The sequence below is a fragment of the Mesorhizobium sp. M7D.F.Ca.US.005.01.1.1 genome (assembly GCF_003952545.1).
In the GTDB taxonomy this organism is placed as follows: domain Bacteria; phylum Pseudomonadota; class Alphaproteobacteria; order Rhizobiales; family Rhizobiaceae; genus Mesorhizobium; species Mesorhizobium loti.
Genome location: NZ_CP034453.1, coordinates 867516 through 880050, shown reverse-complemented (window position 1 = coordinate 880050; position 12535 = coordinate 867516). Strand labels below are relative to the sequence as shown.

General features: G+C 62.5%; 16 protein-coding genes. 6 read left to right on the top strand and 10 right to left on the bottom strand.

The genetic code is table 11. The annotated features are described in order from the left end of the window. Window positions 1-124 precede the first annotated feature (124 nt). Window positions 125-361 carry a hypothetical protein gene (locus EJ076_RS04160; RefSeq protein WP_109663554.1) on the top strand — a complete coding sequence of 79 codons (237 nt, stop codon included), beginning with the start codon at window positions 125-127 and terminating at the stop codon, window positions 359-361. Between the two features lie 86 nt (window positions 362-447). On the opposite strand, the gene EJ076_RS04155 is transcribed toward EJ076_RS04160, so the two are convergent. Genes EJ076_RS04155 through EJ076_RS04140 form a run of 4 tightly spaced genes read right to left on the bottom strand, consistent with a single transcriptional unit; the run spans window position 448 to window position 3196 of the window. Beyond that, window positions 448-816, bottom strand: coding sequence for a helix-turn-helix transcriptional regulator (locus EJ076_RS04155; protein WP_109663555.1), 369 nt, complete (start codon window positions 814-816; stop codon window positions 448-450). Then, a complete protein-coding gene (locus tag EJ076_RS04150; protein WP_109663556.1) occupies window positions 813-1343 on the bottom strand; it encodes a Smr/MutS family protein in 531 nt (176 codons plus the stop codon). The genes EJ076_RS04155 and EJ076_RS04150 overlap by 4 nt, the downstream gene beginning before the upstream one ends. Further along, window positions 1340-2464, bottom strand: coding sequence for a murein transglycosylase A (locus tag EJ076_RS04145; RefSeq protein WP_126067000.1), 1125 nt, complete (start codon window positions 2462-2464; stop codon window positions 1340-1342). The genes EJ076_RS04150 and EJ076_RS04145 overlap by 4 nt, the downstream gene beginning before the upstream one ends. A 24-nt stretch (window positions 2465-2488) precedes the next feature. Beyond that, a complete protein-coding gene (locus tag EJ076_RS04140; RefSeq protein ID WP_126066999.1) occupies window positions 2489-3196 on the bottom strand; it encodes a Tim44/TimA family putative adaptor protein in 708 nt (235 codons plus the stop codon). A 217-nt stretch (window positions 3197-3413) separates the two neighbouring features. Here EJ076_RS04140 and EJ076_RS04135 point away from each other — a divergent pair, with 217 nt between their 5' ends. Then, entirely contained in the window at window positions 3414-3914 is a 501-nt protein-coding gene (locus tag EJ076_RS04135; protein WP_126066998.1) for an FxsA family protein, read from the top strand. A 25-nt stretch (window positions 3915-3939) separates the two neighbouring features. Here the strand turns inward: EJ076_RS04135 and EJ076_RS04130 are convergent, their stop codons facing one another. Continuing rightward, the gene (locus EJ076_RS04130) at window positions 3940-4413 is read right to left on the bottom strand and encodes a hypothetical protein (protein WP_126066997.1); all 474 of its coding nucleotides are present in this window, start codon (window positions 4411-4413) and stop codon (window positions 3940-3942) included. Between the two features lie 179 nt (window positions 4414-4592). Between EJ076_RS04130 and secB the strand changes: the two genes are divergently transcribed. Continuing rightward, window positions 4593-5093 (top strand): protein-export chaperone SecB, encoded by a 501-nt coding sequence (secB, locus tag EJ076_RS04125; protein ID WP_109663564.1) that lies wholly within the window; start codon window positions 4593-4595, stop codon window positions 5091-5093. A 123-nt stretch (window positions 5094-5216) separates the two neighbouring features. Here secB and dnaQ read toward each other — a convergent pair whose 3' ends face one another. The 5 genes from dnaQ to EJ076_RS04100 form a co-directional block, all read right to left on the bottom strand. Continuing rightward, the gene (dnaQ, locus tag EJ076_RS04120; protein WP_126066996.1) at window positions 5217-5921 is read right to left on the bottom strand and encodes a DNA polymerase III subunit epsilon; all 705 of its coding nucleotides are present in this window, start codon (window positions 5919-5921) and stop codon (window positions 5217-5219) included. Window positions 5922-6098: 177 nt separating this feature from the next. Beyond that, complete coding sequence (coaE, locus tag EJ076_RS04115) at window positions 6099-6704, bottom strand: dephospho-CoA kinase (protein ID WP_126066995.1); 606 nt, start codon at window positions 6702-6704, stop codon at window positions 6099-6101. After that, window positions 6701-7543: a shikimate dehydrogenase gene (locus EJ076_RS04110; protein ID WP_126066994.1), complete on the bottom strand. Its 843-nt coding sequence runs from the start codon at window positions 7541-7543 to the stop codon at window positions 6701-6703. Before EJ076_RS04110 ends, coaE begins: the two co-directional genes overlap by 4 nt. After that, window positions 7536-8135 carry a Maf-like protein gene (locus tag EJ076_RS04105; protein ID WP_126066993.1) on the bottom strand — a complete coding sequence of 200 codons (600 nt, stop codon included), beginning with the start codon at window positions 8133-8135 and terminating at the stop codon, window positions 7536-7538. Before EJ076_RS04105 ends, EJ076_RS04110 begins: the two co-directional genes overlap by 8 nt. Before the next feature lie 132 nt (window positions 8136-8267). Further along, the gene (locus EJ076_RS04100) at window positions 8268-9089 is read right to left on the bottom strand and encodes a pyruvate, water dikinase regulatory protein (protein ID WP_109663575.1); all 822 of its coding nucleotides are present in this window, start codon (window positions 9087-9089) and stop codon (window positions 8268-8270) included. Between the two features lie 405 nt (window positions 9090-9494). Here EJ076_RS04100 and hemE point away from each other — a divergent pair, with 405 nt between their 5' ends. The 3 genes from hemE (at window position 9495) to rho (ending at window position 12502) form a co-directional block, all read left to right on the top strand. Then, window positions 9495-10526 (top strand): uroporphyrinogen decarboxylase, encoded by a 1032-nt coding sequence (gene hemE, locus EJ076_RS04095; protein ID WP_126066992.1) that lies wholly within the window; start codon window positions 9495-9497, stop codon window positions 10524-10526. Further along, complete coding sequence (hemJ, locus tag EJ076_RS04090) at window positions 10526-11062, top strand: protoporphyrinogen oxidase HemJ (RefSeq protein WP_126066991.1); 537 nt, start codon at window positions 10526-10528, stop codon at window positions 11060-11062. The genes hemE and hemJ overlap by 1 nt, the downstream gene beginning before the upstream one ends. A gap of 174 nt (window positions 11063-11236) precedes the next feature. Continuing rightward, entirely contained in the window at window positions 11237-12502 is a 1266-nt protein-coding gene (gene rho, locus EJ076_RS04085) for a transcription termination factor Rho (RefSeq protein WP_109663581.1), read from the top strand. Window positions 12503-12535: the final 33 nt, after the last annotated feature.

Below are 12535 nucleotides of genomic sequence, written 5' to 3'. Positions count from 1 at the left end.
GTGGCAGCGCGACGTCTGCCAATATTTACCACGCCCCGAATGAATTTTCGCACTTCTCCATGAACCATTTCGCTCCGGCCAACGACACACAGCCGTGAACCGAAACCAACCATGGAGACTTCAGATGACTGCTTTTCTGCGAAACACCCTTCTCGCCGCTATCGCGGTGTCGAGCCTAGCCGGATCCGCTATGGCAGATCAGACCACCAGCTGTGCCAAAACCAACCTCAACGACCTCTGGGCTGGCCGTTGTTGCAGCGCTGCCGGGGCGTCGGACTGCCTGGGCGGCGGAAACAATGGCCACGACCATAGCGACAAAGGTGGCCGGGGAAACAATGGCGGCACGGCCGGCAAGAAATGATCACTGTTGACCGCCGGCGGGCTCTTCAGGTGAAGTGAACGCCGGCGCCACTAGGGGAACTCAGGCCCCTGGCACGAGCCGGCGAGTTATGGCCGCCGGCCGAGCGCCGCGCGGATCGATGCGGTGATGCGGCGAAGCTCCGCTTCGTCGAGTTTTTCGATGTTCTCGGCCAGGAGATTGGCCAGCTCGGTGGCAGCCGGGTTCAGACCCGACGTGTCGAGCTTGACGCGCGGGTGCGAGGCTTCGGCCAGCCGCGCCAGCTCCTCGGCGTCGTCCCAGATGATGTTGAAATAGCCGATGATCTTCTGGATCAGCGTCCAGGTCGGCGCGCCGCGCCTGCCATGTTCCAGCGCCGACAGATAGGCGGCGCTGACGCCGATCGCCGCCGCCATGTCCTTCTGGCTGACACGGCGTTCGCTTCTGAGCGTCCGCAGCTTCTCGCCGAACGGGGTCATGAACGCACCCGCCGCAGCCGGATATAAAGCGCGCCCGAACCGCCATGGTTGCGCGCGGCATGGTCGTGGCTGGAGACAAGCGGCCGGAAGGCAGGCGTCGACAGCCAGGCGGGTACGGCGCGCCGCAAGACGCCATCGCCACCGGAAGACGAGCCCTTGCCGGTGATGACCAGGACATAGCGGATGCCGCCGGCATGCGCCCGGTGCAGGAACGAAAACAGCAGCGAATAGGCCTCGTCCTGCGTCATGCCGTGCAGGTCGACGCGGCCCTCGATGGGCAGCCGGCCTTTCGACAGTTTATCCAGCGTCGGCTCGTCGAGGCGGTGCGTGACATGCTGAGCCTTCGGCTTTGCGGTCCCTGCGGCGTTGGTAGCGGCCAGCGCGGGCTGCGACTGACTTGGCTTGGCTTCGGCAGCAATTTCGGGGACGTCGACTGCAGTCCTGCCTTTGAGCGGCTTGGCCGTGCGCGCGACCAGGTTCCACAGAACCCGGTCGTCTTCGCTCAATTTGTCTGGGCGCCGGGTCATCGATTCGCACCCGGAAAGAGCACGCGCGGCACCAGCGCATAAAAATCGGCCGCATTGCGCACCACGCCGGCGATCTCGCCGGCCGCGTCGCCGGAGCCGGCGAAGAGATCACCCCGCGCCGGCCCGGTGATGGCCGAACCGGTGTCCTGCGCGATCATCAGGCGCCGGAACGGTTCTGCGTCGAAAGCGGTCAGTGTCGAGGCGTCGATGTAGAACGGCGTGCCGAATGTGTGCAGCAGGCGGTCGACGGCAATGGAGCGGCCCGGTGTCAGCGGCACCTTGGCGGCGGCGATCGGGCCAAGGGCCGCGTCCTCGACATCGGCCTCGCGGAAGAAAATGTAGGAGCGGTTCTGCCACAGGATCTCGTCGATGCGGTCGGGGTGCGCCTTGAACCAGGCGCGGATCGACTGCATCGTCACCTCCGTCAGCGGGATCTCGCCCATCTCGCTCAGGATCTTGCCGGGCCCGGTAAAGCGCTGGCCGGATTTGGCGGCATAGGTGACGCGGGCAAGCCGGCCGTCGGTCATGTTTAGTCGTGCAGCACCTTGCACGTGAATGAAGAAGGCATCGACCTTGTCGGCCAGCCAGGCGATTTCCAGGCCCTTGCCATCAAGCGCGCCGCGCTCGATCGCGCCGCGATCGAAATAGGCGACCGGCCCGTCCGGCGTCTGCCGCGCGAAAGCGAGATACGAATCCATTCCAGACGGCCGGTTGGCGTCGTCGATATCGACGAGATCGGCGGGGCGCGACAGCAGCGGCACCGAAAAGCGGTCCGTCCGCACCGGCGAGGCCTCGACTTGCGGTTCGTAGAAGCCAGTGACGAGGCCGGCGCCGCCATTCTCGGCGCGGATGTGCGCTGGGACAAAATAGCGCTCGAAGAAGGCCCGGGCTTCCTTTCGATCTAGAAATGGCGACCGATTCGCCGGCGAAACAATGCGGGCCTCGGCGTAGGATTCGGCAAAGGCGTCGAAGTCGACGCCGAGCGCACCGCTGCGATAGGGTCTGGTCAGGACATGAAAGGCCGAGCGGCGAAAGGCTTCGAAAGCCGCCAGATGGTCGTCGTCCTCCCAGCCAGGGAGGTCAGCGAAAGATTTTCCGACAAAGAGGGGCGATAGCGACACCGGAGCCTCGCCGCGTATCCGAACTCAGTCTTCTTCCTCGGTGGCGACGAGCTTCCAGTTCGGATCGCGCGAGCGCGTGTCGCGGGCGAAGGTCCAGACATCCTTGACCTCGGCGACAGTTTCCGGATCGCCGTCGATGACGGCGCCGGCCTTGTCGCGGGTCGCCGAAATCAGCTCGCTGATGATGCGCAGCGTGACATGCGCCTCGCCGCCCTTCATCTCGGCGGAGACGATGTCGGCCTTGTCGATGCCGACGAAGGAGGACTGGATCTTTTCCGCCTTGGCCTCGCGCTCGCCAATCGCGGCGACAAAGCCGTCATAGACCTCGCGCGACAACAGGTTCTTCAGCGTTTTGCGGTCGCCGTCGGCATAGGCCATGACGATCATCTCGTAGGCCATCTTGGCGCCGTCGACAAAACCCTTCGGCTCGAAGGACGGGTCGTTGTCTTTGATCGTGCGCAGGCCCTTGTTGAGGTCGGTGTCGGGCTTGGCAAAAGCGTCGATCGCCGCGTAGGTGTCGGCGGCCGCCGGCTCACCCGGCAGACGCTTGCGCGGCAGCGAAACGACATTTTCGGATTTCTGCGCGGCATCCTTGTCGCTGCGGGCCGCCGTATAGGGATCGAAGGGCGGCCGTTCGCTGCCGGTACGACGGCCCAGCACATTGCGCAGCTGGAAAAAGATGACCACCGCCGCAATCAGGAAGAAAATCGTGCCGAAGTCGAAGAATCCCATATCTTCCGCCAATCAATCCCTGCCTTGTGGCCGGACCGTCAGGCCCAATGGCCGCGGTCGCATAGCGTTCAACATTCAAAGCATATAGAACGCAAGGCGCAATCATTCAAATCAAAGGCAGGCATACCTATCTAACAGCCTCAGTGCCAGCGGCGATTGCTCGCCGACGGCCAAAACAATCGAAACAGCCAAAACGATCGAAAAAGGTTGGCAAGACTTGCGCATTCCGTTCCTTCCGCTTTTTCTCCTGGCACTTCCTCTGCTGGAAATCGCCGGCTTCGTGGTTGTCGGACGCCAGGTCGGCGCCTTGGCGACGGTCGGCCTGGTGCTGGCGTCTGGTATCGCCGGCGCGCTGTTGCTCCGGCATCAGGGTTTCAGCGTCATGACGCGGATCCGGACCGAGATGGACGCCGGCCGCGATCCAAGCCGGCAACTGGCGCATGGCGCCATGATCGTGCTGGCGGCGATCCTGTTGATCATTCCCGGCTTCATCACGGATATTATCGGCCTGCTGCTGTTCCTGCCGCCGATCCGCGACCTCGCCTGGCGGGCGTTGAAGGGCCGCGTCGTGCTGGCCACCAATTTCTCGACCGGCGGCTTCCGCGGCCGGCAACGCGACAAGACCATCGACCTCGATGACGGCGATTATTCGCGCAGCGACGACTATGCGCGCGGTCCGGACCACAACTCGCCCTGGCGCCGCCTCAAGGACGAGTAGGGACGCCGCCCTCCAAGAGGCAGCATCATCGGTTCGCCACTCGAAAATCATGATAGGCCAACTCATAGGTCTTCTGTTCGAAACCAGGCCATTCCTCTTGCAAAGTGGTCGCTGAGCGCGCCCTGGAGAAATCGGCGTCCATCATCAGTTTCCACGCTTTTTGGCTTTGCAACTCGCGGGCTGCCTCGATGGCTTCCAGGAGACGCGCATTGGTTGCGTTGGGGTGGGCTGCCTTCAGTCGAAGGACCATCATTTCATGCGGGTTGAATCTCAATATGGTACGGCGCGGGCCGATAAGCGGCTTAGCCGGCACGGCAGGATCGTCGACGAAAGGCACGTTGCGAAGTCCGGCATCGAACTCAATCATATTGAGCAAAAATTCGGATCTCAGGAGAAGGTATGCGGCATCCCAAAGGGGCAACTCAGCCATCTTGTCGAAGATGGACTTGGCTTCAGGTACCGACCGCAGCTTGGCCGTCAATTTTTTAGGTGTGATCATCTGGACCCTCGGCGACGCGAACAATAGCACTTTGATGCCATAAGACCGAAAGCGGAAATTCAAATGTGACGCTACCACTACCGCAAGGCGGCAAACCTTGTCTTGTCATCCCCGCCATGGTAGCGAACGCCCGATTTCAATTCGGTCAGCGACGCTGCCCAGGCAAGAGGACAAGGCTTATGGCCAGCAAAGATGACGCGCCGGTCGGCGCAGCCAACGGAAACGGCAATGCGGCGCAGCCGTCGCTCAACGTGCTGGCGCAGTATGTGAAGGACCTTTCCTTCGAAAGCCCCGGCGCGCCGAATTCGCTGCGTGGCCGTGACAAGGCGCCCGGCATCGCCATCAACGTCAACGTCAACGCCAACCCGCTCTCCGACAAGCAGTTCGACGTCAACCTGACGCTGAACGCCAAGGCGTCCTTCGACCAGGAAGTGCTGTTCAATGTCGAGCTGGTCTATGGCGGCGTGTTCGCCATCAGCGGCTTCCCGCAGGAGCACATGCTGCCGATCCTGTTCATCGAATGCCCGCGCCTTTTGTTCCCGTTCGCCCGCCAGATCATAGCCGAGGCAACCCGCAACGGCGGCTTCCCGCCGCTGATGCTCGACCCGATCGATTTCGCGCAGATGTTCCAGCAGAAGCTGGCCGAAGACCAGGCGGCCACCAAGGTCAAGGTGAGCTGAGGCCTGCCAGCCACGAATTGTGAAAAACCCGGCCTCGCGCCGGGTTTTTTGTTTTGGGGGGCGCCGGAGAAATATAGCTGAGACGCCGACGGGACAGCGCGAAGGATCGCTACGGAACGTACTTTAGTTCCCGACAACCTTCAGCCACAGCGCCTTTTCGCCAAGCGTGGCGACCATGCCGGCATGCGCGCCGCGCTCGGCTTCGGTGAGGCGCGGCGGCAAGGGTGCCGGCCGCTGGCTGATGACAATTTCGATCTGGCGGACATTCTCGTTGCCCCGGGCCGGCGCGGTGGCGCTGTCGAGGACGAGGGCCGCCTGCTTGCCGCCGATCAGCTCGATATAGACCTCGGCCAGCAATTCGGAATCGAGCAAGGCGCCGTGCTTGGTGCGCCTTGTGTTGTCGATGCCGTAGCGCCGGCAGAGCGCGTCGAGCGAATTGGGACCCATCGGATGCTTGCGGCGTGCCAGTGCCAGCGTGTCGACAACAAGGCCATTGTCGATGACGGGGTGACCCAGCCGGCCGAACTCGACGTTGAGGAAGCCGATGTCGAACGTCGCGTTGTGGGCGACCAGCTTGGCGCCGTCGGTGAAGGCCAGCCACTCCTCGACGATTTCGGCAAAGGTCGGCTTGCCCGCGAGGTCCGCCGCGCTGATGCCGTGCACGGCCTGCGCCTCGGCGTGGATCGCGCGCCCTTGAGGGTTGATATAGTGGTGGAAGGTCTTTCCGGTCGGGAAGCGGTTGACCAGCTCGACGCCGCCCAGCTCGATCACGCGGTCGTCGCGCGAATCGAGGCCGGTGGTTTCCGTGTCGAAGATGATCTCACGCATCGAATCAGGTGCTCCAAAGGAGCAGAATCATGAGACCGGAACAAAATGGCAATGGCCAATGCTGACGACCTGCCGCATGTCCCCGAAAATCGGTACCGATTTTCGGAAAGGACATGCGCAAAATCAAAGTGCTACAGCGTCCTTTGCGCGTCCAAACGGACGCGCGGCGCTGTAGTGTCAGGAGCCTGCCTTACCGGACTTATCCCCGGAGAGTTCGGCGATGATGGCTTTGACCGCTACCCGCGCGGCGTCCAGCCCCTGGCCGGTGTCTACGACAAAATCGGCCTGGCGGCGCTTTTCCACGTCCGGCACCTGTTTGGCCAGGATCGACGCCAGTTTTTCCTCCGTCATGCCCGGCCGCGCCAGCACGCGTTCTCGCTGGATTTCAGGTGGCGCGGTGACGACGACGACCTTGTCGACGCGGCCACGACCGCCGGTTTCGAACAGCAGGGGGATGTCGAGGACGGCGATCGGCGTGCCTGATTTACGATGCCTGGCCAGGAAGGCATCGGCGTCGGCGCGCACCAGCGGATGGATGATCGCCTCGAGCCGCTTCAGCGCGGCGGCGTCACCGAGCACACGCGCGCCAAGTTTGGTGCGGTCAACCACTCCGGCAAATGTGGTGCCAGGAAAGGCCGCCTCGACCAAAGGTGCTGCCTTGCCGGCATAGAGGCGATGCACCGCCTCGTCGGAATCGTGAACCGGCACGCCGGCCTCGGCGAACATCTTGGCCGTGGTCGACTTGCCCATGCCGATGGAGCCGGTGAGGCCGAGCACGATCATGGCTTCGGCACCAGATCGGCAACGATGAGCGCGCGCAGTTCGGCCGTGACCTGCGGCCTGACACCGAACCAGCGTTCGAAGCCGGGCACGGCCTGATGCAGCAGCATGCCGAGGCCGTCGACCGTCTTCAGTTGTCGCGCGCGGGCCGCCGCAAGCAGCGGCGTTTCCAGCGGCACATAGACGATGTCGGTGACGATGGCGTGGTCCGGCAGCAAAGCGGGATCGGCCGACAGGCCCTCATTGCCGTGCATACCGAGGGCCGTGGTGTTGATCAGCAGGCCGGCATCGCCAAGCAATTCGCTGGTCACCGCCATGCCATGCGCCGAAACGCCGGCGCCGAAACGATCGCGCAATTCTATAGCCCGGGCCAGCGTGCGGTTGACGATGCGGATGTCGGCAACGCCGCGCTCCTTCAGCGCATGGATGACCGCGCGCGATGCGCCGCCGGCGCCAAGCACGACCGCCGGGCCCTCGCTCGCCCAGCCCGGCGCATGATCATCGAGATTGGCGGCAAAGCCGTGCGCGTCGGTGTTGCCGCCCCACAGGACTCCGTCTTCGAACCACAGCGTGTTGACGGCGCCGATTTCTTGCGCCGCCTGGTCGCGGTGCTCGGCCAGTGCGAAAGCCGCCTCCTTGTGCGGGATGGTGACGTTGCCGCCGCGGTAGCCGTTTGCCTGCAGCGTCTTAACGAAATCGGCAAAGTTTTCCGGCGCGACATCGATGGCCTGGTAGCTGCCGTCGATGCCATGTCTGGCCAGCCAGTGGCCATGGATCTTCGGCGAGCGCGAATGCTTGACCGGATGGCCGGTGACGAAGGCCTTCTTTGTCGCGTCAGCCATCGACGGCTCCCAGCGTGCGCAGCTCGGCCAGCAACGGTAACAGCGGCAGGCCGACAATGGTGAAATGATCGCCCTCGATCTTGTCGAACAGCTGGATGCCTTCGCCCTCGATCTGGTAGGCACCGACGCTCGACAGCGCCTTGGCGCCGACGCGGGCGAGGTGGCGGCCGATGAAGGCGGGGTCGAGCTTGCGCATGGTCATGCTGGCGATGCCGACATGACGCCACAAAACCTTGCCGTCGCGAACCAGCACTGCGGCGCTGTTGAGCTGATGGGTCTTGCCGGAGAGTGCCAGGAGATGACGGCGCGCGCCTTCCCTATCGGCCGGTTTGTGGAACACCTCGTCGCCGAGCGACAGCGTCTGGTCGCAGCCCAGCACCAGGGCGCCCGGCTTGCGCTCGCTGACTTCGGTGGCCTTCGCTTCGGCCAGCACCAGGGCAACATCCTCGGGCGAGACACCGCTGTCCTGCAGAGGCGCCTCGAGTGCACGCTCGTCGACATCGGCCGGAACCGCCTCGACGTCGACGCCGGCACTGACGAGCATTGCCTTGCGGAACGGACTGCCCGAAGCGAGGATGATTTTCTCGGTCATGGTTCGTGCGCCTGATTACCCGTCCAGTTGCCGTCGGGATGTTCATCCAAGTAGAAAACCGTTGCGCCCGTCGGGCACTGTAACTTTCAAGCGACGTAGCGGTGGGGTGTTGGCGACGCGCGGCGGCTCCAATTATCGGTTCTTTCCCCGCAGGGCAACGATCGCCGCTGCCGTTTCCTCGATCGAGCGACGGCTGACGTCGATCATCGGCCAGCCATGGCGCGTGCAGATCTGGCGGGCGTAGGCGAGCTCTTCGGTAATGGCGGCGCGGTCGATATAGTCTGATGCCTCATAAGAGCTGCTGTTGCCGAGGATGCGGTTTTGCCGGACGTGCGAGATGCGCTCGGCGGTGGCGATCAACCCGACGATCAGCGGCGTCTTGGCGTTGACCAGGCTTTCCGGCACCGGCACGCCGAGCACGATCGGGATGTTGGCGGTCTTGATGCCACGGTTGGCGAGATAGATGCTGGTTGGCGTCTTCGACGTCCGCGAGATACCGATCAGCACGACATCGGCATCGTCCATATTGAGCGGCAGCTGGCCGTCATCATGGTCCATGGTGAAATTGAGCGCATCGATGCGACGGAAATATTCAGCATCGAGCACGTGCTGGGCGCCTACGCGCCGGCCGGCCGGCGTGCCGAGATAGGATTGGAACACGGTCAGCACCGGCTCCAGCACCGACACACAGGGCAGGCCCATGGTCGCACACCGCTCGTCGATGCCGCGTGCCAGCTTCTGGTCGACGACCGTATAGAGGATGATGCCGGGCTCCTCCTCGATGTCCTCGAACACTTTCGCCACCTGCTTTTCGGTGCGGATGAGCGGATAGATGTGCTCGATGGCACGCGCATCCTTGTACTGCGCCGAAGCCGCCCGGCCGGCGGCGAGCAGCGTTTCGCCGGTCGCGTCGGAAATCAGGTGCAGGTGGAAGAAGCTCTGGGGTTTGTTCACAGGGGGTCACCTGGGGCTGTGGGCTTCTGTGGATAAAGCGGGATGAAAAGACGGGTCGGTCGGAGGCGACTGTATCAGATGGCAGTTTGTCCACAATTCGATGCGCTGTCAGCTTCGTCGGGCGGCTGGGGACAAGTTTGGGGACCGGTTTTCTTGCCCTGCTTCTGTCCACAGGGCCGGTTTTTCCCGGAGCATCCTAAGGCTTTGACTCCAGTAGCGGATTCCAAACTATCCCCAGAGCCCTACATCCGGGAGAAAGAAGCGCGCGACAATATGCTTGCTGGTGTTTTTCGGGGCAAAGCGGGACAGGTGACAACCACCACAACCAACAGACTCTTAGAATCAGAAGAATCTTAGATATAAGAATCTTTAAGATTATAGAGGGCTGGGAGAGGCGAGCGTTTGATGCCCAAAAGCCGGATCATACTGGACGTCCTCAAGGGCGAAGCGGTGTTTCCGCCTCCGCTCTGGATGATGCGTCAGGCCGGGCGCTATCTGCCGGAGTATCGTGAAACCCGCAGACGAGCCGGGTCCTTCCTCGATCTCTGCTATGATCCCGACCTTGCCGTCGAAGTGACCTTGCAGCCGATCGAGCGCTTCGGCTTCGATGCCTCGATCCTGTTTTCCGATATCCTTGTCGTTCCGCATGCGCTTGGCCGCGACGTCCGCTTCGAAGAGGGGCGAGGGCCGCTGCTGACGCCGATCACGGCGCAGGAGATCTTGGCTCTGGAAAGCAAGGTGTTTCACGTGAATCTCGAACCGGTCTACGAGACGGTTCGCCGCTTGCGGGCAAGATTGCCCGACGAGACAACGCTGATCGGCTTCTGCGGCGCGCCGTGGACGGTGGCGACCTACATGATCGCCGGCCATGGCACGCCCGACCAGGCGCCGGCGCGGCTGTTTGCCTATCGCGAGCCGGCAGCGTTCCAGCACCTGTTGAAAGTGCTTGCCGATCATTCGGCCGCCTATCTCATCCGCCAGATCGAGGCCGGCGCCGACGTGGTGCAGATTTTCGATTCCTGGTCCGGCGTGCTCGATGACGCAACTTTCGACCTGTTCTGCGTCCAGCCGGTGGCGGAGATCGTCAGGCAGGTTCGAGCCGTTTATCCCGATGTGCCGATCATCGGCTTTCCCAAGGGCGCCGGCTCCCGCTACCAGACCTATCGCCGGAAGACGGGCGTGACGGGTCTGGGGATCGACTGGACGGTGCCCCTGGAGGCGGCGAAGGAATTGCAGCGATCGGGTGCGGTCCAGGGCAACCTCGATCCCTTGCGCCTCGTGGCGGGCGGCAAGGCACTGTCCGACGGCGTCGAAGCGATCCTGAAGGCGCTGGGAGACGGACCACTGATTTTCAATCTCGGTCACGGCATCACGCCGGAGACGCCGATCGCCCATGTCGAGGCGATGGTGAAACAGGTGAGGAGCGCGACACGCTGATGGCTCAGATGAACAACACGAATAGCACCGGGCAGGCGATGATGCGCATGGTCATTGGCATAGGCGTTCTGGTTGTGCTTACCGCACTTTTGTATTTCGCCGCTCCCGACAGTTTTTATCCCTGGGCCAAGGCGATCCACATCCTCGCCGTGATCTCATGGATGGCAGGCATGCTCTATCTGCCGCGGCTGCTGGTCTACCATGCCGATGTAGAGAAGAGTTCGGTGCAGTCGGAGACCTTCAAGGTGATGGAGCGGCGCTTGCTGCGCGGCATCATCAATCCGGCGATGATCGTCACCTGGGTGTTCGGCCTGTGGCTGGCCTGGAAGGGCTTTGATTTCCAGGGCGGCTGGCTGCACGCCAAGATCGGTGCGGTGCTTTTGCTGTCCGCCGTTCATGGCTATCTGGCCGGCGCGGTGCGCAAATTCGCCGAGGACCGCAATGAAAAACCCGCGAAGCACTGGCGAATCGTCAACGAGATCCCCACATTGCTGATGATCGCAATCGTGATCCTGGTTGTCGTCAAGCCGTTCTAGGCCTGTTTGGCCCATAAAACGCAGCTTGCTCTTTCACCCGACCGACGATAAAAGACGGGTCTTCCTTCCCGTCATGCGCCGCCCCTCATTGCTTTCGGCCGCGCCCGGCATTTGTCGCATCCCGCCGATATTTTCCCAAAGCTTACCCAGACTCCATCTATTCAAGGTCCGTCTATGCAAGAAATGAAACTCGCCGAGTTCAAAAACAAGAAACCACCAGAGCTGATCGCTTATGCCGAATCGCTCGAGGTCGAAAACGCCAGTGTCATGCGCAAGCAGGAGCTGATGTTCGCGATCCTGAAGAAACTGGCCGCACAGGACGTCGAGATCATCGGCGACGGCGTGGTCGAGGTGCTGCAGGACGGTTTTGGTTTCCTGCGCTCAGCCAACGCCAACTATCTGCCGGGTCCCGACGACATCTACATTTCGCCGTCGCAGATCCGGCGTTTTTCGCTGAAGACCGGCGATACGGTCGAAGGGCCGATCCGCAGCCCGAAAGAGGGCGAGCGCTATTTCGCGCTGCTCAAGGTCAACACGATCAATTTCGACGATCCCGAAAAGATCCGCCACAAGATCCACTTCGACAATCTGACACCGCTGTATCCGACTTCGCGCCTTAAGATGGAAATGGAAGTTCCGACCTCCAAGGACATCTCGGCTCGCGTCATCGACCTGGTGGCGCCGCTCGGCAAGGGCCAGCGCGCTTTGATCGTGGCGCAGCCGCGCACTGGTAAAACGGTGCTGCTGCAGAACATCGCCCACTCGATCACCACCAACCATCCCGAATGCTATCTGATCGTGCTTCTGATCGACGAGCGGCCGGAGGAAGTGACCGACATGCAACGCTCGGTAAAGGGCGAGGTCGTCTCCTCGACCTTCGACGAGCCGGCGGTGCGCCACGTACAGGTCGCCGAAATGGTCATCGAGAAGGCCAAGCGGCTGGTCGAACATGGCCGCGACGTCGTCATCCTGCTCGATTCGATCACCCGTCTCGGCCGCGCCTACAACACCGTGGTGCCGTCATCCGGCAAGGTGCTGACCGGCGGTGTCGACGCCAACGCGCTGCAGCGCCCGAAGCGCTTCTTCGGCGCCGCCCGTAACATCGAGGAAGGCGGCTCGCTGACCATCATCGCCACCGCGCTGATCGATACCGGCAGCCGCATGGACGAAGTCATCTTCGAAGAGTTCAAGGGCACCGGCAATTCGGAAATCGTGCTCGACCGCAAGGTCGCCGACAAGCGCATCTATCCGGCCATGGATATCCTCAAGTCCGGCACCCGCAAGGAAGACCTGCTGGTCGCTCGCCAGGATCTGCAGAAGATTTTCGTGCTGCGCCGCATCCTGGCGCCAATGGGAACCACCGACGCGATCGAGTTCCTGATCGACAAGCTGAAGCAGACCAAGACCAATGCGGATTTCTTCGATTCGATGAACACGTAAAGGTCAGGCCGAAACTTTCCGGCCTCTACATTG